Source organism: Agrobacterium tumefaciens (assembly GCF_013337285.1).
In the GTDB taxonomy this organism is placed as follows: Bacteria; Pseudomonadota; Alphaproteobacteria; order Rhizobiales; family Rhizobiaceae; genus Agrobacterium; species Agrobacterium burrii.
Window position 1 is genome coordinate 69,865 of record NZ_SUPW01000007.1, and the last position, 24,793, is coordinate 94,657.

Genomic DNA, 24,793 nt, shown 5'->3' on the forward strand with positions numbered 1-24,793 from the left:
TTTGCCTCCCGACCAATTACCCGGCGACCGGCTGAAACAGCCGATCGAGGTTCTTTTCCGGCGGGCAGAACCAGCGCGGTCCCGCCTCCGTCATATAAACAATGTCCTCAAGACGGACGCCGCATTCCCCATAAACACACAGCATCGGCTCGATGGAAAAGCACATGCCCGGTTCAAGCGCCGTCGCATTTCCTGCAACGATATAGGGTTCTTCGTGAATATCCAGCCCAAGGCCGTGGCCGGTGCGGTGCGGCAGGCCGGGAAGCTGATAACCAGGGCCGAAACCGGCCGCCTTCAGGCTGTCGCGCGCGGCCTTGTCGACATCCGAACACGCGGCACCGACGTGGGCCGCGGCGAAAGCCGCAGCCTGCGCATCGCGTTCAGCGTTCCAGAGGAAACGCTGCCTATCTGTCGGCTTGCCGAAGACATAGGTGCGGGTGATGTCGGACCGATAACCATGAAGAATGGCGCCGAGATCAACCAGCACCATATCGCCTTCGTTCAGCGTCTGCGCATAGGGAACGCCATGCGGATAGGCCGTCGCCTCGCCGAACTGAACCGCCACGAAAAGCGGTTTCATGCCAAGGGCGACATGCGCGGCGTTAACGAAATCAGCCACTTCGGTGGTGGAAATGCCGGGACGAAGCCCTTCGAATACGGCCTTCTGCACACCGTAACTTGCGTCCATCGCCGTCTGGATAAGGGCAATTTCAGCCGCAGACTTGACCTGTCGCTGGGCAACGATCATCGGCTGGGCGGAAATGATCCGTCCTTCCAGACGCTGCATCAGGGCGGATGCGAAAACAAACGGGGTAGCGGGATCGATGGCGACAAGATGGCCGGGACAGGAAAGCGCCGCAACGCGTCCTGCCATCAGATCGAAGGGATTTTCATCCTCTTCCCAGACGGCAACCGTCCCCGGAATACGGATTAGGGTCTGGAGTTTCGGCTCTTCGAATGTCGGGCTGATATAGACCGGTGCCCCCTCGGCCGGCACCAAAGCGCCATGAATTCGCTCGGAAAGGCCAAGCGACAGGCCGGTATAATAGGTCAGCGACGATGATGCATCGAGCCAGACCGCCTTGACATTGTCCTGGATCATCCGCGCTTGAAGGCCGCGTAGCCGCAACCTGAGCTCGTCTTCAGCGATCGATGAAACCGCGATCGGCTGAAACCGCTTCAGCGCCTCTTGAAAGTCTGCCATTCTCTCCCCGCCGCTTTCGGGCGCACAGACACAAGCGTGTCGGCCACCTCCCAAGCGTTCTTTTGCCCATGAATAACCACAGGCCGGGGGCTAAGCAATGGGCCAGCACCACGCCCCGCCACAAAACTGTGCATATTCATCTAGACATAACGAAATCGTGATCGACACGCGCCCGATTCCCGCACTCATCGCCTTGACGCAGAAATCTAAAATCCCCCGGAAATCCAAGGGGGAAACGCAGGTAAGCCGCCAGCAGCTAGGGCATCAGGTGGAACTCAGCGAGAGATTGCTCCGGGAAAATAGCTCTAAAAAGGAAAAAGCCTGCCGCGGGAGGAGGTGCGGCAGGCTTCAAACTTGATCGGCGACTGGGAGGAGGAGTGCCACCGATCCACATCGAGCGGCACTGGGAGGAGGAGTGCGCCGCTTCGATGATTTGAATATAGCGACATTTGCGATTTTTAACAGAGCAAGTCTCGCAATGCAGCATTGCATTTTTGCATAGCTCAAAAATACCTGCCCGGTTTTTCAGCACTCCCTGGAAGCCGCTGAAATCAACTTTCGCGATGGACCTGAAAACCGGCAAAGGACTGGTTGACCGGCATGAGTTCGAGGCTGTTGATGTTGATGTGTTTCGGCTGCGAGGCGACCCAATAGATCGTATTGGCGATATCGTCGGCCGTGATCGGATTGACGCCCTTATAGAGATTGTCCGAAGCACCCTGGTTGCCGCCGGTGCGAACCAGCGTGAATTCGGTCTCGCACATGCCGGGTTCGATGGAGGTCACCCGCACGCCCTTGCCATGCAGGTCCGAGCGAAGGCCGAGTGAGAATTGCCGCAGGAAAGCTTTCGTTCCGGCATAGACATTACCGCCGGCATAGGGCCAGTGCGCAGCGACCGAAGAGAGGTTGACGACGATGCCCTTACGCTCGATCAGCGTCGGCAAGAGAAGGTAAGTGACGTTCAACAGGCCGGTGATATTGGTATTCACCATGGTCTGCCAGTCTTTCAGCGGTACCTGCGGCGCGGGCGCAGTGCCAAGCGCGAGGCCGGCATTGTTGACGAGAATATCGATGTCCCGGAAACTCTCCGGCAAAGCGGCCAGCGCCTTTGCCGTCGCATCCTCATCGGTAATATCGAAGGCGACGCCATGAAAGGCTGAACCGAGTTCGGCCGCCAGCGCCTCCAGCCTTTCCGCCCGCCGGCCGGTGCCGATGACCTTCCAGCCTTCCCCAATGAAACGCCGTGCCGTGGCCTGGCCGAAGCCGGATGTAGCGCCGGTGATGAGAATGGTACCGCTCATGATGATGTCTCCGCTAATTTCGCTCTGTCAGGGTCAGTCTGTCCCAGTAATTTCTCCGCCGCCGCCGCAAGGCAGCGTTTATAGGCGTCGAGGTCGGTATAGAGCGCCTCTTCAGGCGCATTGCCGACAATGATGACGCCGCCACGCCGCAGGATTCCACCATGCAGCATGAGATTGTCGACCATGTCGAAATTCTCGATCGACAGCCCGTCCGGCCCGCGATAACGGCCCGTTTCATCGATGGTGGCAACGCCGCCATAATGCGCCTTGATGCGGGTGAAATGATTGGCAGCAACATTGGTATAGGCGAAAACCGGCTTGCCCAGCGCGCACATGAAACCCAGCTCAAAGCTTGTTCCCGTATCGGCGGCGACACCGCGAAACGGTGTGAGATTGGCGATCACCGCATCCGCTTCCAGCATCATCCGCTCGTCGACGGCATTGATGTTGCAGCCATGGCCGATCCGGGTATCGGCCGGCGGAATCTGCAGATCACCCGGTGAAAGCGGCGTAAAACCCGCATCCCGCGCAAGTGAGGCCTTGAGATCGAGCATTTCACGCGCGTTCGGGAGGAAGACTTCCGGTCCGGCGAGATAGATTTTCTTTGTCATCGGGAATTCATGCGTTTTGTAAGAAAAGGATTTCCCGAACCTAACCCGGAGACTTTCGCAAAGGCAAGCGCGAAGCCGCGCCGAACCGGCCCATAAAACGGTATCATCAGGCCATTCTTTCCGTTATAGCCGGAGCAACCGACTGCAATTTCTGGAGCAAGACATGGCCGCAACCATTCGCTATCACGAAGGCGATATTTCCGCCGAAGATACCGCGCGTTATACCGGGGCCATCGCAATCGATACGGAAACACTCGGGCTGGTGCCGCGCCGCGACCGTCTTTGCGTCGTCCAGCTTTCGCCGGGCGACGGCACCGCGGATGTCATCCGCATCGCCGCCGGACAGAAACAGGCCCCCAACCTCGTGCGCATGCTCGAAGATCCCGCCCACCAGAAGATTTTTCACTATGGGCGTTTCGATATCGCCGTTCTGTTCCACACCTTTGGCGTGACAACCACGCCGGTTTTCTGCACCAAGATCGCCTCGCGCCTCACCCGCACCTATACAGACCGACACGGCCTGAAGGACAATCTGAAGGAAATGCTGGAAGTCGATATTTCCAAGGCGCAGCAATCGTCCGACTGGGCCGCAGAGACGCTATCGCCCGCGCAGCTCGAATATGCCGCTTCCGATGTGCTCCACCTGCATGCGCTGCGCGACAAGCTGACCCACCGCCTTGTGCGCGATGGCCGCCTTGATCATGCCGACGCCTGTTTCGCGTTTCTGCCGACCCGCGCCAAGCTAGACCTTCTCGGCTGGGAAGAAACGGATATTTTCGCCCATAGCTGAGCGTTTTTTACGCTTGGTTTAAGCTCTGATTTACCAGAATTGCCTATTCTCGGCCGCAACTTTGGGTGGCCGGGATTTTTCAGATGATTACTCCGCTGCAGCAGACAGCCAGCATAGCCGTCAGCGACCTCATGCGGTCGATGGTCGAGACCATCGAGGAACGCCAGCGCGAAGAGCAGGAAAAGGCGAACGGCACCAAAAAGGATGAGGCGGTCAAGACCCAGCCGCAGCCGGACCAAAGCCAGCGTGTCGCCAATGAAAAGATAAGCGCCTATCTGTTCGGCATCATGAAACCGGACGCCGATGCCTTTGCCTCGCTCGTCTCCCGCTTCTCCTCCGCCCTTGGCGTCACCCAGGAAAACGATGAATCGAGCTTCTCGTTTGCGCGAAGGCTTCAGGACGCGCTGACCTTGACAGGCAGCTTCGAAAAGGCCGACGCGCAGGGAAAAGCCACGACAATTTCCCTGAAATCCTTCGGCGTTTCGGAAGCGCAGGTCGTAGACATCCTGAACAATGGCGTCACCGCCAAGACCGACCCCATGGCCGCCCTTGCCGCCCGCATTGCAGAGAGCGCCGGCCTGACGGGCAAGGAAGACGATTTCGGCGTGCAGATGTCGGACGCCATCATGGCGGTGCGTGCGACCTTGCCAAAAAGTGTCAATGATCTGGAGGAATCCACCGGCCTGAAGGAACTCGGCGTTTCAGCGCAGCAGATGATCGCCGCCATCGCCAACCCCTTCGGCGACGCGGCGCGCGCCGTCAAGGATGCCCTGAACGAGCAGGCACAGGGCACCCGCTTCATGACACGCGAGACCCTGAAGGTCATCCAGCGTCTGGAAGATGTCGCCGATCCGAAAACCAAGGAAGAATTGCAGGCCGAGCGCGGCGAAGATCGCATCGGCGAAGTCAATGATGCCGAAGTGAAGGCCGAGCGGGAACAGGATATCCAGACCCGTGATGCGCAGGGCAAACTCGAAGATGTGCAGGAACTTCAGGACGTCGTAAAGGAACACATCGACGCTTCAGCCGGTGAAAAAACCGATGGCACGGAGGGGCAAGGTCCGGTCGATATTTCATCGGAAATCGCCCTGATTTCAGTGCTTGCCGCCGCGCCGGACGAAGAAGCTGCCCCGACTGAAAACGACAACGTGCCTGCCGAGGCGGACAAGGCCAAAACAGACGCGACCACCACACCGGCCGATGCGGAAGCATTGCTGGATGCGATGGCGGTTGTCGATGACGCCCGCAGCGCCATTTTGCCGATTTCGATCGACGATAATGGCCTTTATGAACTGCTGAAGAAAAAGGCGGCATGATTGCCGCTTCCGACCGTATTTGAGCGAAACATGATGTGAGTTCAGACATGTCAGATATTTCCGGCCTATCCGGCAGCGCCGGTCTCGATGCCGAACCGAATGCAGCGCAGGCGCTGCTCTCGATGGCCGCCCCGCCGCTCGCCCCAGATAACACAACCTTCCTCACGCCCGGCGAAGACGATGAAGCCATCGATCCCGTGGAAATTCGGCCGGAGAGAAGTTTTCCCAAGGCGAGCTGGCTCGATGCCATGCCACCGGAGGCCATGGAAGTGCCCCTCAGCGAACCCGACCACATTTCTTCGGTCAACTCCGACGATAACGGACTTTACCGCATGTTCATCGGCGTTTCGCCCTGAGCGGTGCCGTCCGGCATAATTTATGGTTAGCCAAATATTAATATCTGCGCGGCAAGCTTCAACTAGATGATTCTGTGTGTGCCGAAGAGAGCTGGCATTCGCGCCAGCGGCATATACGGGCGCTCCCGCATGAGCGGGCGAGATGACACCTGTACATCACCGACGCGGCAAATCTTTCAGCAGACGGGTCAGATGCGGATCAAGAGAGCCAGGGATTGGCCCTTTCGCAGCCAGGGCGGTAATCGATAGGAACGGAGCGCACCCATGTTACCGCCTGTACCGAAAATTTCGGCAGCCGATGCCGCCTATGGAGCGACAGTTCCACCGACGACGCGCGGGCAGCCGAAAGACGTCGCAATGCCGCAGGTGACCAGTCCTGCTCCCGACAATGGCAGCAGTATTTTTGCAAAAGCAGCGGTCGCCTCGCTGACCAGTGAATTTCAGCTTTCCCGCAGCACCGCCGTGCTGGCGGAAACGCTCGGTAAATTGATGAACCTGCCACGGCGCGACGGTGAAGCCATCGAGACTTATGTGGTGCGCCTGACGGATGCGCTGCGCGCCATGCCCCCCGCACAGCGCCTGGCACTGGAACAGCAGATCAGCAAGGCCTTGCAGGGCTTGAGCCTTTCGATGCTGGCCGAAATTCTGAAACAGCCCACCGGCCCGGAGGCGGCCCGCCTCGCCCTGCTGATCGAGCTTTCCCGCTACAAGGGAATGGATCTGGCGGCGAAAGCGGTGGTTTCTTCCTATCAGCAGAATAATCCTTCCAGCCCAGCACCGGCATCGCCAGCATCGCCAGCAGCACCACCAAGACAGCAAAACACTCAAAGTCAGGGCACAGAAGGCCGCCAGAACGCGACCCCGGCAGCACAGCTGGCAAATGCCGCCACGACCGGTCGGCTCTCACCGCTGTTCATCGGCCCCCTTGCCCTGGGTGGCGCAGCGATAAAAGCTATGGTGATGACGCAGGCGATGCCGTCGGATCTACGGCCTAATCTTCCCACCCCACCAACCGAAACGCGCGTTTCTGCGCCCGACGCTGCAAAATCGGACGGAAAAACCGAAAGCGCGGCACGTCCGCCTCTGCCGCATACGGGCAACACGGCAAAAGAAGGACAGGCGGAGCCCCGACCGACACATCCGCCAAGGGCTGAAAACAGCGAAACGCGCCCTGCCTTCCCGCAGCGGGAGATGATCAAAGCGGAACAGAGGGAAGCCCGCACAGGCTCGACAGCGCCATCCAGCCAGCCCACAGCCAGCGTCAAGGATATGGAAAACCTGCTGCTTGCCGCCATTGCCGGGAAACTTCCCGCCAAAGCCGCGACCGCCGCGCAGCCATCCGCTCCACTGCCGGGTGTCGCGCCACAGCAGCCGGACGAGCAACTCTCCGAAAAAACCGCAATGCCGACGCCGCTTCGCCCGTCCAGTGAGGAAACGGAGACTGTTACCAATCGTCTGGAAGCTCAGCCCCTCCCCCGCGCAGCACTCGATCCGGAAATGAGGATGGCGATGCTCGAACAATCGGCCTCACAATCGCTGATCGCCGCCGCTCTCGCAAAAGACGGCACGCCGCTGCCGCTGGTCACCTATCCGCCGGCGGAAGAGGACTATGAATCGGAAACACCACCGCGTGGTGGCGGCCCGTTTTCGGAGGATGAAGCGGAAGGCGAGGCGGAGGGCGAAAGCGCCGGAAGCCCGGACGAGGCGGACGAGGTGGAAGAGCGGGTGGCCGCCAATGACGAGACCGGCGAACAGGAGAGCCCACCGGAAGCGGCTTACGACGACAGTGCGGAAAATTATTACCTCAGAATGAGCGGCGTGCTCTGAATTTCAAGTGACCGACCCGTCTCCGATGACGCGAAAACTGCGCCAATAAAAAACCCGCCGGAAAATTCCGGCGGGTTCTTCATTTCAAAAGATCAGAGCGATTATTCGCCGCGGTTCTTCAGAGCCGCGCCGAGGATGTCGCCGAGCGAAGCGCCCGAGTCGGACGAACCGAACTGTGCAACTGCTTCCTTCTCTTCAGCGATTTCCAGCGCCTTGATCGAAAGCATGACCTTGCGATCCTTCTTGGAGAAGTTGACGACGCGGGCGTCGAAAACCTGACCAACTGCGAAACGCTCCGGACGCTGATCGTCGCGATCGCGTGCGAGGTCGTTGCGGCGGATGAAGGAGGTGAGGTCTTCGTGGTTGACGAGCTTCACTTCCACGCCACCGTCGTTGACGGCGATGACTTCGCACGAAACGACTGCGTTCTTGCGCAGGTCGCCGGACGATGCGGCTTCGCCGACAGCATCCTTGCCGAGCTGCTTGATGCCGAGCGAGATGCGTTCCTTCTCGACGTCAACATCGAGAACGACGGCCTTGACCACGTCACCCTTGTTGAACTCTTCGATGACCTGTTCGCCCGGACGGTTCCAGTCGAGATCCGACAGGTGAACCATGCCGTCAACATCGCCTTCGAGGCCGATGAACAGACCGAATTCAGTCTTGTTCTTGACTTCGCCTTCGACTTCAGTGCCGGCCGGATGGCTGTAGGCAAATGCCTGCCACGGGTTTTCCAGCGTCTGCTTGAGGCCGAGCGAGATACGGCGCTTGGACGGATCGACTTCGAGAACGACAACGTCGACTTCCTGGCTTGTGGACAGGATCTTGCCGGGATGGACGTTCTTCTTGGTCCAGGACATTTCGGAAATGTGGATCAGGCCTTCGATGCCCGGCTCCAATTCGACGAATGCACCGTAGTCGGTGATGTTCGTGACCGTACCAGAGATCTTCTTGCCAACCGGGTACTTGGCGGAGATGCCATCCCACGGATCGGACTCGAGCTGCTTCATGCCGAGCGAGATGCGGTGGGTTTCCTGGTTGATGCGGATGATCTGAACCTTGACCTGCTGGCCAATGTTGAGGATTTCCGAAGGATGGTTGACGCGGCGCCATGCCATGTCGGTAACGTGCAGCAGGCCGTCGATGCCGCCGAGGTCAACGAACGCACCGTAATCGGTGATGTTCTTGACGACGCCGTCAACAACCTGGCCTTCTTCGAGGTTCTGAACGATTTCAGAACGCTGCTCGGCGCGCGACTCTTCGAGAACCGTACGACGCGAAACAACGATGTTGCCGCGACGCTTGTCCATCTTGAGGATTTCGAAGGGCTGCGGGTTGTGCATCAGCGGGGTAACGTCGCGGATCGGACGGATGTCGACCTGCGAACGCGGAAGGAAGGCGACGGCGCCATCCAGATCGACGGTGAAACCACCCTTGACCTGGTTGAAGATAACGCCTTCGACGCGCTCGCCGGCTTCGAACTTGGCTTCGAGCTTGACCCAGCTTTCTTCGCGGCGAGCCTTCTCGCGCGACAGAACGGCTTCGCCGAGAGCGTTTTCGATGCGCTCGACGTAAACTTCGACTTCGTCGCCGACCTTCAGCGTGCCGTCCTTGGACTTCGCGCCGAATTCCTTCAACGGGACGCGGCCTTCAACCTTGAGGCCGACGTCGACGATGGCAACGTCCTTCTCGATTGCCGTCACGATACCCTTGGCAACATAGCCTTCGGCAAGATCGTTCGAGGCAAAGGATTCTTCGAGAAGCGCTGCGAAATCTTCGCGCGTGGGTGTAGATACTGACATGAAATCTCCTGGTTGCATCCGCGCGAGGGCGAATACAAGAGCGCCGGTGGGCTAGCGTTGTTGATACCCGAACCCATGCCCGCCTTTTTAAAAGGCTTTCCGGCGCAAGGACATGTCTTCGGGCAATTCCTGACTAAACGCGGGCCGAAATGAACCGGTTCCGCGAAAAACCTATTTCTTCAGGGCGGCGTCGATGATCGTCCGCGCGGCCTGAAACGCCGCCTCTATACTCATTTCCGACGTATCTAGCAAGTGCGCGTCTTCAGCCGGTTTCAACGGGCTGTCGGCGCGGCCCATGTCGCGCTCGTCGCGTTTTCTCACTTCTGCGAAAATGGCGTCGTAATCGACACCGCCGCCATTGGCGACAATCTCGTCATAACGCCGTCTTGCCCGCACGTCCGGCGACGCGGTGACGTAAAGCTTTACCGGCGCATCCGGACACACCACCGTTCCGATATCGCGACCATCCAGAACCGTGCCCGGCTCCCTTGCCGCAAAACGCTGCTGCGCCTTGACAAGCGCGCGCCTCACCGGCGTCATGACTGCAATCTTCGAAGCGGCCTCGCCGATATCGTGCCGGGAAAGGACCGAACGGTCGAGGCCGGCAAGGTCAAGTTCGAGCGCCACTTTTTCAGCCACCACCTCGTCATCGAGCGGCAGGCCCGCATCAAGAAGGGCCTTGGCGGTGGCCCTGTAAGTCAAGCCGGTATCGAGATGATGGAAACCATAGATTTCCGCAATCCTGCGCGACAAAGTTCCTTTGCCCGCCGCAGCAGGCCCGTCTATGGCGATCGTGAATGTCATGAAGCTTTCTGCCTGTGTGTGCGTCATTTGTATAATATATAGTGTGCGGGGTCTTCCAATCTTTATCAGCAGCCCGGCATATAAGGTGCGTTGTAAGGGTCAAGATCCGAAGTTTGTCTTTGACACGAAAGACCGCAACGATTAAGGGGACCGGCTAGAAATTTTACCGTCTATGCCGGTTTTACGGCGTACACACCGAAACTCATTCGACAATTTGAGGCTTAGACAGTGGCAAAAGCGGACCTTGGTACCAAGCGCACAGACCCCGATACCGGCAAGAAGTTCTACGACCTGAACCGCAACCCGGTCGTTTCTCCCTATACCGGCAAGTCCTGGCCGCTCTCCTTCTTCGAGGAAAGCACGGCTCAGGCAAAGCTCGAGCAGGCTGAAGAAGAGGAAGTGGCGGAAGTCGACGCCGAGAACACGGAAGTCGAACTCGTATCGCTGGAAGATGCCGATGGCGACAACAGCGGCGACGAAATCCCCGATATGGGTGATGACGAAGACGACGTGGAAATCGGCGACGAAGACGACACCTTCCTCGAAGCCGACGAAGACGACGACGATGACGACATGTCCGGCATCATCGGCGTAACGGGCGACGACGAAGAAGCTTGATCTTATTGGATAAACCAGCCCGGCGACAAAAAAATGAAGCCGGGCTGTCTTTTGTGCTTGCACTCTTCGATTAGCCGAAGTAGTAAGCCGCCACCGAACGGAACAACAGCCGCTTCGGTTCCCGGAACCGGACGAAATGCCGGAACCCTTATGGGGCTATAGCTCAGCTGGGAGAGCGCTTGCATGGCATGCAAGAGGTCAGCGGTTCGATCCCGCTTAGCTCCACCAATCACCTTTATGGCGCAGAATTGTCAAGGGTTTCAAAGGCGTAAGGCCGCGAGCACTTTAGGTGCGTCCCAGATTAGTACCCAAACTGCGTACCCAATTTTGTTGCCCTTCACTGTATCTTTTTGCTCCTTGATGGGCGAGAATCGTTCCGGTAACCAGCACGCACTTGATGACGGAGATTCGAGCGGAATGCCATGAGCGCGGGATACGATCCTAGAGCAGTTGCAAACTTGATGCTGGACGAGGCCGACAGGCTCAGCGTGAAGATAACTAATCTCGCCCTTCAAAAGCTGCTCTACTTTGCACACGGTATCCACCTTGTTCAAACTAAGGAGCCTCTAGTCTCCGGCTACTTCGAAGCGTGGCAATACGGCCCTGTTCATCCTTCAGCATATAAGGCTTTCAAGAGGGCTGGCTCCGAGGCCATCACGTTTAGGGCCGAAGGACAGGACCCATTGACGGGAGCACCCCGCAATATTGAGAAACCATCTGACCCAAGATTGATCTCCCTGATGTCGCAGGTGATCAACTCGTACGGCAAGATGTCGCCGGGGCGGTTGGTTGATCTGTCCCACGCAAAGGACTCGCCTTGGTCGTACGTGGTGGACAAAGCGCGAACAGAAGTTGCATTCGGCCTTAGAATCTCCGATACTGTGATCTTAGAGCGATTCCGGCACCACAAGGTATCGGTTGGACTCAGGCCCGCATCTGGAGAACCGAGTGACGACACCCCTTTTGCATGACACCGATTTGGCTCGGATAGCGCCGCTTCCCGATGACATGAAGCGGTCGCAGTTAATGCAAATGAAAGGTGGGTTCTCGCCGTTTTCCTACAAGCCTGTAACCACATGCTACCCTGATATCTTCAACGTGCAGTCTGGAATGTTTGGCGCATCTCCTGCGACTCCATGGAAACAGATTCAGGCACAGGTCATCCGAGCGTCGCGCCTTGGCGATGAGCAGCGAAACAATCTTCAGGTAGCGAAAGCTCTTTATGAGTTTGCTTCCAATGCCGGGGCCATCGCAAGGAGACACGACTTTTTCCCGATGCACATTGGCGTTGGCAAAAAGGTGAGCTTCTGGCTTCCCATGGTACTCGCCGTTGATGAAAAACCTCACGCAATCTTCATCGATCCACGTAGAAGTAAGGGGCTGACGGAGCTTGGCCGCAAGTTTGTGTTCTCGATGATGCACGAGCGTATCCGCGCTGCTGACGCCGACTTCGCAGACATCCAGCTGGGCATTATCAGATTCCAAGACGGAGACGACGATGAGAGGTCCGTCCGCTTTTATCGTGACGAGGGCATAGAGCTTTTCTCGTTAGATCAACTTGAAACCATGGTAGCCGCCACATATCGCATCTGGCAGGAAGTCTACGAAGAGCGGGAAACAGACACGCGGCGGAAGGGCACGGGGACGGGGACGGGGACGGGGCCTCTTATTTAGTGAGCTTACCGGACACGAGCTTTTTCCGGGGCTCCTCTACGAAGACATCCAAACCGAAATCAAATAACCTCAGGCAACCCCATCAGGTACTGCCCTTTGGATGGCGTATTCTAGCTCATCTGTATGTCACCTTAGACTCCATGAGAGAGTATCCCTTGTAGCCGTGGTTTCCCGCGAGATAGATCACGTTTCCCGGCCCATTACCATTCTTAGGACCAAACCAAATTTCTTCTATGGCAGTTGCTGAATGCGGCCGATGAAAAGGCAGGTCAATATATGCAACAAAAGCGCCCTCCGACACACGGTATTTAACCATCTGCCCTTTTACCTTCTTTCCTTTGACCTCGCCGCCCGCGTCTTTTAACCTGGGCATGCCACCATCCGTGACGACATCTAACAGATGGATTAATCTAACTTCCTGTTCTTCTTGAAACCCCGACGCTTTGAATGCGTAGAGGAACGCTGCGAGCACGGCACATTCCTGCCTGAAATCTGACCCATAGTTTTTTTCCATCACGCCATTTCGGATAAAGAGAGAAATCAGAGCGATCTTCATCTCCGATAGTTGCTTGAGGCGGCCATACTCCACCTCCAAGACTGTAACGGGCATATCTACTAGCTTCTCTGCCGAAAATCCGACACAAAAACCTCTGCCATTATCCCCATAACGAACCCATTGGCTCAGAAGGTCAGCCCTCTTTGAGAAGCACGCGATGACAGGATGCAAGCGCAACTGCATTGGGCTAATAACCTTATCAACCTCATCAAAGAAGTCTATGTTAAGGCTGGGAAATTTCTCTCTCAGTTCAGCGTCGTTGAGAATTTCGGTAGCGGCTTCTTCAAATACCCCATACCCATATTTAGTTTCATGATAGTCATTCATCATGTTGGCATCACTCAGCCTTACAGACTTCGACTCTAGAATGGCTTGAAGAGTCTGCGCCGAGCAGTAATGATATAGCTTATCTCCAGACTGCGGTGTATAAACTCGTTCAGGTAACATGGAAGAACTTCTCTGAGTTGAACTCTGGTCTTGCAGACGACCGTGAAATCGTCGTTTGGCAAATTACAGATAGAACAGGGGTTAATTTTCTCTGGGCCGATGGCCGTTGATTCACTGAGACGAAACATGGATTATTTTAACGTCGCCTAATACTCCGACATCTCTCGGAGAACGGCATTGTCCACAGCTTACTTCCGGCCAGCGCCAAACCTTTGCGTCCGAAGATAAGGCACCTCAGATACTGTGCCGCGCTTGCTATGCCTCGGGTTACAAATGGGGTCAGACATGTGAGCGGTAATACGTGACAGCGGCGGCGAGCGTTTCCCCCCGGTGGCCCTAGGGGGGTCCCTCAAAGCGGCGGAGCATCCCACCCCCTGTCCCGTTTCGGCAACGTGGGCTGCACTGGTGGAGACACATAGGTTTGCTCGGCTGCTGTCAGTAGGTCCTCATACCGCTTGATGATCGCCTCCGTATGCGGACGCAACATGGATGCCGTAGACCTCCACTCATGCAGCTTCCTCAACACAGGCTCCCAGTCTGCCCAGTTGCTGCCGTTCTCTATGGTTGGCTTGTAGTTCTCAGCCATATGGTAGAGTTGCCTAGATTGCTCCAGCATCGTGGTCAGCGTATTGGAGCAGCTGGCGTGCAGCTCGGGTTGATCCGGGTAGAGGGCTTGAAGCCGGTGCATAATGCCGGGCATGGCCATTGCCACCATGTTGCCAGCCTGAGCGGCCTCTACGGCTACCTCAGAGACAAGGCGATAGGCTTCAATCTTTCGGTCACTAGCTTTGCTGGCCCGCTCCCTCTGGATGCCCAGCACTGCCAAGATGATTGATAGGAAGTCCATCGGGCACCTCTTGCTACTTCAGCTCACCGATAAAGTCTTCTGCCTCGCATTTTGCAAAAGCCTTGGCGTCCTCCGCAAAGCTGATTGCCTTACTCCTCACGTCGCCCGCTCATTTTCTAAACGTCAGGGCCTACAAGGAGTGGGCTGGCCCAAGTGACCCCGGCTTTCGGCAAGATGAAAGAATGAAACGCTTAATTACTCCTCTAGCCGAGCGTACGGGCGTCACTTGGAATTCTAATAGCCCAGGCAATCTATTGTTTGCCTCGTCAAGCGATTTACTCAACAGCAAGATTGAAGGCTGATTAAGTGTTTCTCCGGCCTTAAACGGAATAGTCCTGTCTTCAGTTTTATCGAAGATGCGACCATTATGCGAAAGAATGTTGAATCTAGTCACAGTGCCAAGACGATATGCCGAGGCCTCGTCTTCCTCGCGGGTTTTCACCCAGTCCAAAGTGTCAACATCGAACGTCAATAGACCGGAGCGCGGGCGTTCTAACGAAACGGTGCCTCCGCTTTCCTCAATCGTCCGGTGAGCCTCACGCAGCGGCCCTTCTAAGAGGTCTGCTAGCTCATCAAAAAATGGCTCGTCCTTCTCTAGGCGTTGTTTGATTGCTGGAGTTTCAGGTTCAAACAAGAGCCCGGCAGCGCGGCCTAGAGCTATTTTAAGGAAATCATAGAAGGCGTTCGTGACCACCCCGGTGCCCACACCAGCCATGAAACTAGGATCAGTGATAATGACCTGCAAAACTTCAACAAACGACCCCGTTTTCGGCGGGTTCATGAAGATTTTAGCGCCCTTCATTGATGGTGCCGTTTTCGTTATATTTTCCTTCACAAACGCATGGGTTGCGATCTGTAGCGCTTTGGCAAAGCCGAAAAGGGAATCTGCGCCATCGTACAAATCGAGCCGCCCCTCATCTGCGTCTCCTCCACGATAAACAAGCTTCAATGTAATCGGAATTTCCCTTGCCATTTCTGCCCCTCAATACCCCACCTGTAGTCACTTCCCGTGTGATACACGTCGAGATATAAACTTGAAGTAGAAATGGTTTAAAATTCGCCAAAAAATAAAACCCCGCTGGGGCATGTAGAGTGAGGGCGTGTCTAACAGGGCTTGCCCTTGTGATACTGCGCAGTCAGCGGCCTAAATCGTCTCACACGGACCTTTATTGACATTTGAGACCATTGGTATCACTTTATCTTTGATCTCAATGATACTCTATGGAGACCCGACATGTCCGCTCAAGTGCTCATAGGCTACGCCCGCACATCCACCACAGACCAGAAGGCCGGGCTTGAAGCCCAGCTCAGAGACCTCCAAGCAGCCGGATGCAGCAAGGTATTCCGCGAGGAGCTCTCTGCCGCCACGGACAGCAAGAGGCCAGAGCTAGAAAGGGCCATGGAGTTTGTGCGCGAGGGTGACGTTTTGGTGGTCACCAAGCTAGACCGCCTCGCCCGCTCGGTGGCTGACCTCGTGGCCATTATGGGCAACCTCAGGGAGAAGGGCGTGGAGCTTCGTATCCTCAACATGAACCTAGACACCTCCACGCCAACGGGAAAGCTTATGCTAAACCTCTTGGGGTCTATCGCTGAGTTTGAGCGGGAGTTGATGCTGGAGCGTCAGCGTGAGGGCATCGCCAAGGCGAAAGCAGAGGGTAAATACAAGGGCCGGGCTCCTACGGCCAAGCGTAAGGCTGAGGAGGTGCTACGGCTCAGGGGTGAAGGGAAGACGGTGCCCCAGATTGTGGAGCAGCTCGGGGTGAGCCGGGCGAGTGTCTTCAGGATATTAAGGGAAGCGGTTTAGTGTGCTCTTACTCTATGTGGCCCAAGGGGTCAGATTCGAAAGTCATGCAGGTCTCCTCCATTCGCTCATTGGCCATTTCAGTGTAGACCGCAACGGTCTCCAGCACGTAGTTGCATAGATATTTCTGGTATTCGGACGGCTCGCTAAATGAAATTTCGTGGTCAACCGCTCGCATGAAGCTCACGGGATGAGAGTGAACGAACGCGGAAAAATACGATTGATGCGCTTCATAGGCTTTCTTGTTCCACCCCGCCTCATCGACAGCGCCTCTAACCCCCGCGACGAATACGGCGCTTCCGCTGGAGAGATTCACAATGGTATCTTCAGGCAGGCCAAGTGCAGCCCCGAAGCCTCTGATCTTAGCTTGCAGTTCCATTTTTGCTTCCCGATAGCCGTCCATATGGCCGCTGACGATGTCGCCCTCCGCCTTTACGAGAGCGTCAAGAAATCTCTTCCTGTTGGTAGCGTCATGCAGGTAGAGGACGTGCCGCCTCAGGTTCCATTCAGCCACAGATAGCGGTGGATGAGTGAGATACATTACCATCAAAGCGGCATCTATTGACGCCCGGCCTAGTGCAGCTGCCGAAAAGTGGTCCATTAGGCTGGCACCCGGTGGAGCGGAAATCCCTGTCCCGACTAGGCTATTAAGGCTCATGTTGTGTGCGATGAGCTTTGCGAAGACCAGAAGAGCACGGTTTTGCCGCCCTGTATGAACGACGCCGATATTTTTGCTTGAGATGGCAACAGCGCTAGAGGTTGCGCTCTCAAAGGCATCTAAGCCATCTTGCATGCCCTCAAGCCGCTGCTTCGCGATGTCCATTGGCTATCATTCTCCACACTGGGTGAGCTTTCTAGGAGCGAGCTAGAAGGTGCCTTGGCCTCCAGCATCGGACAAAGGGGATGTGCTTGATGCTGGAGGCGGCGCTGGGCAGGCCTTCGCTAGACACGCTTCAGGTCGATGGCGATGCCTTTAGCGTCGATTTCTTTTGCAAGCGGCAGTGCGGCTTCTGCCACGCTGTCTTTGAATGGTATGTAAATGAGGCCTTGGATGTCGCTGGGCCTCTCCATATTCTCTTGCTGCTTCATCAGCACAGCGACCCTATCGCGTCCCAGCTTTGTCAGCATCATGCCCAGCTCAAGGACAACGTTCTGACGAGCTCTATGGGCTTTTTCCTCGACGTGCCCCGCGCGGTGCCCTTCGTCATCTGGTGTCGCCAACACAACAGCGAAGCTTGCCTTACCTGCTGCACTTTCGAGTTTTTCGATAATTGTCTGCCCACCGGATGTGAGTTGATCCAGTATCAGCGGGTTAAGTCCCCACCTGCGGAGCATTGCCTCCAACTCTGTGCGAGCGCCGCTGTCGTGCCCATATACTACGAAAACGTCCCGTGGCGGCAGATTTGAAGTAGACGGCGTTGGGGTGGCGTTGGACTGAGCCAGCACGGGTGCTTCCTGACCGAGAAGGGCTCGGACAGCTGCCTGATTCTGCCCCTGTACTACCACCTTCTCCGAATCATAAAGCGCAACAATCTCTCCCCCTGTACAGCGAATATCCCAGCCCTTGTCATTCCTCATCCGCTCAGCAGTTTTGATCTGCATTCCGTTACTTTGAAGCAAATTTAATAGGTCATCTTTAGTCATTACTACTACCCCAGCGCAAGTGACGTGATTCGTCATCAACCTAAGATATTAAGGCGTTGCTGCTCAATTCTCCAGAGTCTTTCTCACCTAAAGGCATTCCCTTAGTACCGGATAGAAGCCTTTCGTTTTTGAAGCTCAGCGCTCGGCCCTCAAGCCGGGCGTTTTGCTATTCGCGTATTATCGAGAAGGAGCAATCCCTCCGTGATGACCAAGAAGCAATCGCGTAGTGACGACAAAAGGCCCCGAAAAGAATTCCCTTAGTGACGACCAGACGAGCGAAAAAGAATTCCCTTAGTAACGCACAAGAAGCCTCCATTTCGCTGCTCAGCTTTGAAGCTAACTAGCACGCTTGCGTGACGTAACATCGGTCAGTGCGTAGCTGGTCAATGTCTTTTCGCTATCTCTCCATCAATTCCATCCACCATCAAGGAGCACCCCTAATGCCCCACCCCACCCGCTATTCCCACAAGGGCCCCACCTGCCATGGCTAGGGCACCAGTCCAGCAGATACCCCTCAACGCCCAGCTCCGGCCTGTAGCCACCACAGTGGATACCTACGTGCGTCCCGCTCAGTCACCTCTACGGCAGCTCAGTGAGGCACTCGGCACAGCCAATAAGGGCTTACAGACCCTCGTTGAGACACGCGACAAGAAGGCCGAGGAGGAGCAGGAGCTCAAAGGCAAGGCTGCATTCTACACCGACCATGCCGGAGAGCTTGCACAGGCCATCACAGAGGGAACCATCCCGGCGCACTATTCGCCCTTCTACGTCAAAGGCTTCAAGCAGGCCCAAGGCGCAGCAGCAGGCCAGAACCTCCGCACCAAATGGCAAGACGCTTGGGACGGCTGGGAGGGGAAGAACAGTGAGGACCCTGAAGCCTTCAACGTGTTCTTCCAGACGTTCGTAAAAGATAGCGTTGGCACAGAGGACCCTGACGTGTTGGCTGGTATCTTGCCCGCTGTGGAAGCCCTCCAAGCCAACGCCACTACGCTACACACCCAGTATCGGCATGACCATACCGTGCGGGGTAGCCTCACAAGCAATGGTGCCGTCATCTCGGGGACCGTGCAGGAAGGGCTTGAGGATGGCCTAGTGCAGGAGAAGGGGGCTGACTATCCCGCCATCTTCAACAGGGTCAACAAGGTGGTTGCCGACAGCCTGGCCAAGGGCGACCCCTCAGGCAAAGCGGTGGACACCTTCATAGATACTATGTCTGCCAAGATATTGGAGACCCAAGATATTAAACTTCTTGACTGGTTTAACCAGAAGGTGCCGGGGCAGAGCTACACATATGGCCAGACACCTCATGGTCTGGAGGTCAAGAACGCCACCATCAACAGCCTTGAGACCGAAGCCCGACAGCAGGCCAGTGCGCTCTCCACCAAGCAGAAGGCTGAGCAGGAACGCCTCAAGGATGCAGCACAGACCGGCATCATCAACAGCATCATTGACACCCCGGATGCCCCACTCAGTGAGGAACTCCTGAAGCAAGCCGAGAAGAATGGGGACCCCACGATACGCGTAAAGGCGCGGCAGTGGCGTGAGGACCTAACCAAGGGTGTCAGCAACCCCAAGGATGTAGCCCGCTTTTACGATGATGTGGTCTCAGGCCGTATGCCACCCAAAAGGGCACTGCGCGAGGCACTGGCTAACGGCGTGTTCGGCACGGCGGAAGACATGCGGGCAGCAAGCACCTTTGTACAGAGCTTTGAGGATGGCGAAGACCGCATCAGCAAGGCGATGGGTGGGCAGGTCTCCAAGCAAATCCTTGATGCCATCCGGCAGAGAACAATGGCCGATACCATGTTGGAAATGAACCCGCTTCTGGGCATCTCCGATGAAGGCTTTGAGGCTCAATCTGATTTCCGCCAACTGTTGACCCGCTGGATTATCAGCAACCCCAATGCCACCCAATATGAAATTGATGAGCAGGCAACCAAGTTCGGTAAACAGATCACCGACAGGTTTGAACGCGTTGAGGGAGAGGACCCTAAGTACAACCGAGACCCATCACTACCGTTTGAGAACGCCTTCACATCACGGGACGCTGCGAGCTCTGACGGCGAGCAGCAAGGAGGTGACCCGGAGGTGCAGGCATGGGAGAAGGCCCAAAGCATTACCCCAGAGCAGCGCAAAAAGCTTGAGGAGCAGGCCAAACAAAAGGGCATGGGCTATGATGAGTATATCCGCTCTCGTGTATTGCAGCCCAAAGCCGCGCCACAGGCCAGCCCCACAGCCCCCAAGCCCATATCCTTCAGCCCCGATGAGGAAGACCTTGGAGGAGGCGACAGGGCAGCGCAGGGCATCACCCAAGAGCAGGCATCGGCGTATATCGACCAAGCTTTCTCCCAAGCACGGCAGACGGGCATGGGGGAGGATGACCAGACGCTGCTGCTCCTAGACCTCATCGGAAAGGGGGAGAGCGACGGCAACTACAACGCCGTCTACGGCAACCCCGGCAACACACGGGACCTCAGCCAGCTCACCCTTGACGCCATCATTGGGCACCAGCAGGAAGCAAGGCGACGGGGCATTCCCAGCACGGCAGTGGGCAAGTACGGCTTCCTGTACAAGACGCTGAGGGGCCTGAAAGCAGAGATGGGTCTGTCCGGTTCGGAGCCATTCACCCCTGAGCTTCAGGACAAGATGGGCCGCATGCTGCTCAACCGGCGTGGCCTTCAAGCCTTCCGTGCTGGCCGTATCTCCAAGGGAACCTTTGCGCTTGCCCTCAGCCAGGAATTTGCCAGCCTACCAGACCCGACCACGGGCCGTAGCTTCTACCATGGGGACAATCTCAACCGTAGCCGCGTGCCCCGCTCTGCGGTCTACCGGGCATTGGGCTTTGCCGCTCAGCCAGCCACCTATAGCTCCAACCCGGCAGCACATGGTCTGGCCCGCTTGGTTCGCCCTGAGCCCACCTTTCCGCTGGGCACTGGTGGTAACCTCAACTTTGTCCATAAAGGGCAGGAGACCATAAGCCCCACACTGCGCACCACCCTCACGGCAGCATCGCAGCAGCTTGGCAGGGACCTCACTATCAGCTCAGGCTACCGTAGTGGAAACCATCCGGTTGAGCGCCGCAAGCGTAATGGCGGCGGGGAACACACACGTGGCAACGCGGCGGATATCAGCATGGCAGGCATGAGCGATAGCCAGCGGGCTGACTTGGTGCGGGCCCTCATGGCTCAGGGCGTCACCCGCTTCATCACATATACCGGCTCCCCGGATATGCTGCATGTTGACCTCAAGCGGCAGAGGGGCAGCAACGGCCTGCCGTACTTCATGCATGACAAGAGCGCTCGCAATCTGCGGCGGGCACCAGCGTGGCTTAGAGCCATAGCTGAGGAAAGCACCTCCATCTAAGGACACCCCATTTGACCGAAGAAGAATTTAACCGGCTATTCCCCAGCGGAGAGCAGGAACAACCAGCCGTGCCCAATGCCCAGCAACCTGCCCAGACACGGGAGCAGGGCCTTGAGTTTGACCCTCAAGCTACAGCGGAGCTGCTGGGGTCTCTCGTTGAGCAGCCGGAAGGCGGACCCACCCAGCCCGGCGCACAGGAAGCGCCAACCCTCACCCCCGAGCAAATCCAGCAGGCCCGCTCCTCTGGTGTGCTAGGCGCAATCAGTGATGCCATATCGCCCCCGGATGTTGTTGATGCCTTCACATCGGGTGGCATGCGGGCAGTCTTTGAGACAAAAGACTTTCTGTTTGGCGATACGCCACCCGAAGAGCAATCCTCTGTACGCCGTGGCATAGAGCTCCAGAATGACCAGCTGAAAGAGGAAGCGCCAATTATCAATGGTCTCTCCTCAGGCATCGGCCAATTCGCCGTAGCCATGATTGGCATCGGGAAGCTCGGCAAGGTGGCGCAGGCCATCCCCAAAATTGGCGAGGCGCTTACCGCAGGCAAGACCGCAGTGGAAGGCGTAAAGGGTGGCGCTGTTGCCCTTGAGTCTGGCAAGGCGGCACTCGCTGGGGCTATCGCATTCGATCCGCATGAAGCCCGCCTCAGCAACCTGCTTCAGGACACCCCTCTAGCCAACCCCGTCACGGCATGGCTTGCAGCCGACCCTAACGACAGCGCCGCATGGGGCCGTGTGAAAAGCGCCATGGAAAGCATCGGGCTGGATGCGGCTATCATCGGCTCCCTCAAACTGGGTGGAACCGTATGGAAGAAGCTTAAGGCCGGTGACACGGCGGGGGCATCAAGGACCATCACGGACTTTGAGAGGAAGCGTGCCGCCGAGCCTGAGGCTGGCGTAGAGGTGGATGAGGTAGAGCTGCCTGCCCAGCCTACTGCCGACATAGAGCCCATCCTGGCACAATCGGCCACAGAGACTCAGCCTGTGGCAACAGCAGCCGATGAGGTGAATGGTGGGTCTGTTCCCGTCAAGGCTCCTGAGGGCCAGCCTGAAGCCCAGCAGGTGGCAGTAACCGCAGAGCCGAGCTTGGAGCCGCAAGCCGTCAAGCCGCCCATTGCGTTCACAGCAGAGGATATGGTGGGCAACCCCGCACGGCCCGGCTTTCAGGATGTTGCCCGGCCCGGCCTGTTGGATGATGTGGATGTGCACCTTGAGAATGCTGAGAAGGATTGGGATGCTGTCCGCACCTATGGCGACACGGGAAAGGCATTAGCATCCGGCAAGCAGTTCCGTGACATGGGGGCTCTGTGGTCCCGGTTCCGCACGGACACGGATGTGCAGCAGTACATGGAGCTGGCTGTTGCTCACAAGGCCGAGAAGCTTGAGGCGGATGGCTTCAAGGTACGGCTCACAGACCGCGAATTGCAGAAGCAGGTAGAAGGCTTTGCCGAGTTGGCGGGAGAAGACCCAGCCCAGCTCTACGGCTTGCTACAAAGTGCAGGTGAAGCCGCACGGACACTCACGGCGAAAATGCAGGTGGCTGGCTCCCTCAGCGCAAAGGCATTCACTGACGCCTCGCTACTGGCTCTCAGGCGGCGCATAGGTGACTTCTCCGAGTTTGGCAGCTTGGCTGAGATGGAGGCCGAGATTGCCCGGCGCTTCCAATTGGCCACAGATTTCCTGAAGATCACCGACGATATCAGGGCGCAAGGCGGGCGTACCGTTCGGGCTAACCGGGGCAAGCCGTTTGACCCCAGTTTGTTTGAAGGTCTCTCCAAGGAACGGTTCTATGACCTGTTGGCAGAAAGCGGCGGTAGCCCTGCCCAGCTCAAACGGCTGGCTGACCCCGGCCTTTACCGCAAGCTTATGGATACGGTGAATTACATGCGTATCTCCTCCCTCGTAAGTGGCCCCAAGACCCAGCTCATCAACGTCCTCAGCAACGGTTACATGGTTGCCGCAAGGCCCATGGAACGTATCATTGGGTCAATCCCCGGCGCAGTAGCTGGAAACCAAGCAAGCCGCATGCTGCTCAAGGAGAACCTCAGGCAGTACACCTACATGACATCCAGCTTTACGGATGGCTTCAGCCAAGCGGTTAAGGCATTCACCCGCAACGATGGCCTGCTTACACCTCACAGCAGCGCAGAGTTACGTGGGGATGTCTCCACGGCGTGGCGGGTGCCCGGCACTCAGGCATTGGGCAAGAGGTACTTCCGGCCCTTCGATAGCTTCGGCAACATCTTCTATAACGCCATCTCCATACCGCTGAGCGCAGCAGGTGCTGGCCCTAGGGTACTCGGCACGGTGGATGAGCTCGTGAAACAGACGGTCTACCGTAGCAAGGTGGCCGCACGGGCACACATGGAGGGCGTAGAGCAAGCCGTAGAGCAAGGCTTATCGGGCAAGGCATACAAGGAATACATCAAGCGCCACGTTGAGAAACGGCTTGATGCTGCCTTTGATGCTGAGGGCCGTGGTCTTGATGCCGAAGCTCTGCGTGAGGCCAACATCGCCACCTTCCAGCAGGAGCTACTACCGGGGACATTGGGCAAGGCCGTACAGGGATTTGTCAGCAATGAGAGCTCCCAGTTTACACGGCTGGTGCTGCCATTCGTGAAGACACCCACCAACGTAATCCGGTATGCATGGAAGATGACCCCCGGCTTGAACATGCTTCAGCAGGAGTACCGTCAGATGTTCTCCGGTGCGATGGGGCATGAGGCCAAGGCGCAGGCTGTAGGCCAGATGGCGATGGGCACGCTCTTCATGGGTGCGGCAGCAGGGCTGGCCGTGAGTGGAATGATAACAGGTGGTGGTCCTTCCAACCCCCGCCTCAAGCAGCAGCTTCTCGCCACAGGATGGCAACCCTATAGCATCGTCACCGAGAATGAGGATGGGACCAAAACCTACACCCCATTCAATCGCTATGACCCCATAGCCCTGCCGTTCGGTATCATTGCGGATATTCAGGACGCCCTGCATGTGGCCCAGCATTCGGGTGATGAGGAGCTTGAAGACAATATCCAGACGGCACTGACGGGACTGGCAATAGGGCTGGCCAAGCAGTTTACCTCACGGTCCTATCTACTCAGCCTCAACCAAGCGTTGGAGGCCCTCAGCGACCCTGAAAGGCAAGGCAAGGTGTTTGTTGGTGGGGTGGCTCAGAGCATGGTACCCTTCAGTGCGGCGACACGCCAGCTCAGCCAGGACAGCTACCTGAGGGATGCCCGCACGGTTACTGACAAGATGCTGCAAGTGGTCCCCGGAATGAGCGAAACGCTACCCCCAAAGTTCAACTGGCTGGGTCAGCCTATCCTCAATCGACAGGGCCTATGGTCTGACGACAATGGCACCCTTGTTGATATCGAGACCGTAAGGCTCGGGCTTGAGGGGTCCAGCGTTATGGGGCCACCGAGCTACACCATGGGCTTCAAGGGCAGTGAGGTAGACCTGCGGGACATTACCCTCACCACTGGAGAGAACGCCTACATCAAACTACAGGAGCTCTCCGGCAAGCCCGGCCCGAATGCCAAGCCGCTGCGGGATGTCATTGCAAAGATCATCTCTTCTCCGGCTTACCAGCGTGCCCCAGATGGCAGCATGGAGACACCTTATACCCGTGCTGCAATGCTCGCCAAACAGGTGAGCAAATACCGCAGGGCAGCGGCCAACCGCATACGGCGGGATGCAAATGTCCGTGAGGGTCTGTCTAAGGCCCAGCGCAAAGTCAAAGACCATTTCGCCCACCTCAAAGCCGAACCGACCGAAGAACAGAAGGGTGGCCTTCAGGCTGTCCTTGAGGCGTTCGGCGCGGGCGACTAACACAC

At 57.1% G+C, this 24,793-nt stretch carries 20 protein-coding genes and 1 tRNA gene; 11 read left to right on the top strand and 10 right to left on the bottom strand.

Annotated elements, in window-relative coordinates:
• Positions 1-16: 16 nt before the first annotated feature.
• The 3 genes from FCH38_RS18115 to FCH38_RS18125 form a co-directional block, all read right to left on the bottom strand.
• Positions 17-1,204 (bottom strand): M24 family metallopeptidase, encoded by a 1,188-nt coding sequence (locus FCH38_RS18115; RefSeq protein WP_174374627.1) that lies wholly within the window; start codon positions 1,202-1,204, stop codon positions 17-19.
• 551 nt (positions 1,205-1,755) lie between these two features.
• Positions 1,756-2,505, bottom strand: a complete 750-nt coding sequence (locus FCH38_RS18120; RefSeq protein ID WP_174374628.1) for an SDR family oxidoreductase — start codon at positions 2,503-2,505, stop codon at positions 1,756-1,758.
• The gene (locus FCH38_RS18125; RefSeq protein ID WP_174374629.1) at positions 2,502-3,116 is read right to left on the bottom strand and encodes a nucleoside 2-deoxyribosyltransferase; all 615 of its coding nucleotides are present in this window, start codon (positions 3,114-3,116) and stop codon (positions 2,502-2,504) included. The genes FCH38_RS18120 and FCH38_RS18125 overlap by 4 nt, the downstream gene beginning before the upstream one ends.
• A gap of 163 nt (positions 3,117-3,279) precedes the next feature.
• Here FCH38_RS18125 and FCH38_RS18130 point away from each other — a divergent pair, with 163 nt between their 5' ends.
• From FCH38_RS18130 to FCH38_RS18145, 4 genes are all read left to right on the top strand, one after another.
• Positions 3,280-3,906, top strand: a complete 627-nt coding sequence (locus FCH38_RS18130; RefSeq protein ID WP_046801718.1) for a ribonuclease D — start codon at positions 3,280-3,282, stop codon at positions 3,904-3,906.
• Positions 3,907-3,989: 83 nt separating this feature from the next.
• Positions 3,990-5,222, top strand: a complete 1,233-nt coding sequence (locus FCH38_RS18135) for a hypothetical protein (protein ID WP_174374630.1) — start codon at positions 3,990-3,992, stop codon at positions 5,220-5,222.
• A gap of 47 nt (positions 5,223-5,269) precedes the next feature.
• Entirely contained in the window at positions 5,270-5,578 is a 309-nt protein-coding gene (locus FCH38_RS18140; RefSeq protein ID WP_149901194.1) for a hypothetical protein, read from the top strand.
• Between the two features lie 264 nt (positions 5,579-5,842).
• Positions 5,843-7,405 carry a hypothetical protein gene (locus tag FCH38_RS18145; RefSeq protein ID WP_174374631.1) on the top strand — a complete coding sequence of 521 codons (1,563 nt, stop codon included), beginning with the start codon at positions 5,843-5,845 and terminating at the stop codon, positions 7,403-7,405.
• Positions 7,406-7,506: 101 nt separating this feature from the next.
• Here the strand turns inward: FCH38_RS18145 and rpsA are convergent, their stop codons facing one another.
• Complete coding sequence (gene rpsA / locus FCH38_RS18150) at positions 7,507-9,207, bottom strand: 30S ribosomal protein S1 (protein ID WP_149901196.1); 1,701 nt, start codon at positions 9,205-9,207, stop codon at positions 7,507-7,509.
• Between the two features lie 171 nt (positions 9,208-9,378).
• Positions 9,379-10,038 (bottom strand): (d)CMP kinase, encoded by a 660-nt coding sequence (gene cmk / locus FCH38_RS18155; protein WP_174374632.1) that lies wholly within the window; start codon positions 10,036-10,038, stop codon positions 9,379-9,381.
• A gap of 201 nt (positions 10,039-10,239) precedes the next feature.
• On the opposite strand from cmk, the gene FCH38_RS18160 reads away from it, so the two are divergent.
• The 4 genes from FCH38_RS18160 (at position 10,240) to socB (ending at position 12,303) form a co-directional block, all read left to right on the top strand.
• A complete protein-coding gene (locus FCH38_RS18160) occupies positions 10,240-10,629 on the top strand; it encodes a TIGR02300 family protein (RefSeq protein ID WP_149901198.1) in 390 nt (129 codons plus the stop codon).
• Between the two features lie 152 nt (positions 10,630-10,781).
• Positions 10,782-10,857: transfer RNA gene (locus tag FCH38_RS18165), tRNA-Ala, on the top strand.
• 194 nt (positions 10,858-11,051) lie between these two features.
• Positions 11,052-11,600 carry a type VI toxin-antitoxin system SocA family antitoxin gene (gene socA / locus FCH38_RS18170; protein WP_174374633.1) on the top strand — a complete coding sequence of 183 codons (549 nt, stop codon included), beginning with the start codon at positions 11,052-11,054 and terminating at the stop codon, positions 11,598-11,600.
• Positions 11,578-12,303 (top strand): type VI toxin-antitoxin system SocB family DNA replication inhibitor toxin, encoded by a 726-nt coding sequence (gene socB, locus FCH38_RS18175; RefSeq protein WP_423753173.1) that lies wholly within the window; start codon positions 11,578-11,580, stop codon positions 12,301-12,303. The genes socA and socB overlap by 23 nt, the downstream gene beginning before the upstream one ends.
• A gap of 115 nt (positions 12,304-12,418) precedes the next feature.
• On the opposite strand, the gene FCH38_RS18180 is transcribed toward socB, so the two are convergent.
• The 3 genes from FCH38_RS18180 to FCH38_RS18190 form a co-directional block, all read right to left on the bottom strand.
• Positions 12,419-13,189, bottom strand: coding sequence for a DUF2971 domain-containing protein (locus FCH38_RS18180; RefSeq protein ID WP_174374634.1), 771 nt, complete (start codon positions 13,187-13,189; stop codon positions 12,419-12,421).
• Positions 13,190-13,655: 466 nt separating this feature from the next.
• Positions 13,656-14,153, bottom strand: coding sequence for a hypothetical protein (locus FCH38_RS18185; RefSeq protein WP_174374635.1), 498 nt, complete (start codon positions 14,151-14,153; stop codon positions 13,656-13,658).
• A gap of 130 nt (positions 14,154-14,283) precedes the next feature.
• Positions 14,284-15,126 carry a hypothetical protein gene (locus FCH38_RS18190; RefSeq protein ID WP_174374636.1) on the bottom strand — a complete coding sequence of 281 codons (843 nt, stop codon included), beginning with the start codon at positions 15,124-15,126 and terminating at the stop codon, positions 14,284-14,286.
• A 261-nt stretch (positions 15,127-15,387) separates the two neighbouring features.
• Here FCH38_RS18190 and FCH38_RS18195 point away from each other — a divergent pair, with 261 nt between their 5' ends.
• The gene (locus tag FCH38_RS18195; RefSeq protein ID WP_174374637.1) at positions 15,388-15,957 is read left to right on the top strand and encodes a recombinase family protein; all 570 of its coding nucleotides are present in this window, start codon (positions 15,388-15,390) and stop codon (positions 15,955-15,957) included.
• Between the two features lie 7 nt (positions 15,958-15,964).
• Here FCH38_RS18195 and FCH38_RS18200 read toward each other — a convergent pair whose 3' ends face one another.
• Together FCH38_RS18200 and FCH38_RS18205 are read right to left on the bottom strand one after the other, a co-directional pair.
• Positions 15,965-16,777 carry a hypothetical protein gene (locus tag FCH38_RS18200; RefSeq protein ID WP_174374638.1) on the bottom strand — a complete coding sequence of 271 codons (813 nt, stop codon included), beginning with the start codon at positions 16,775-16,777 and terminating at the stop codon, positions 15,965-15,967.
• Positions 16,778-16,896: 119 nt separating this feature from the next.
• Positions 16,897-17,598, bottom strand: coding sequence for a TIR domain-containing protein (locus tag FCH38_RS18205; RefSeq protein WP_174374639.1), 702 nt, complete (start codon positions 17,596-17,598; stop codon positions 16,897-16,899).
• Between the two features lie 558 nt (positions 17,599-18,156).
• On the opposite strand from FCH38_RS18205, the gene FCH38_RS23600 reads away from it, so the two are divergent.
• Positions 18,157-20,961: a D-Ala-D-Ala carboxypeptidase family metallohydrolase gene (locus FCH38_RS23600; RefSeq protein WP_174374640.1), complete on the top strand. Its 2,805-nt coding sequence runs from the start codon at positions 18,157-18,159 to the stop codon at positions 20,959-20,961.
• 11 nt (positions 20,962-20,972) lie between these two features.
• A complete protein-coding gene (locus tag FCH38_RS18215; RefSeq protein WP_174374641.1) occupies positions 20,973-24,788 on the top strand; it encodes a hypothetical protein in 3,816 nt (1,271 codons plus the stop codon).
• Positions 24,789-24,793: the final 5 nt, after the last annotated feature.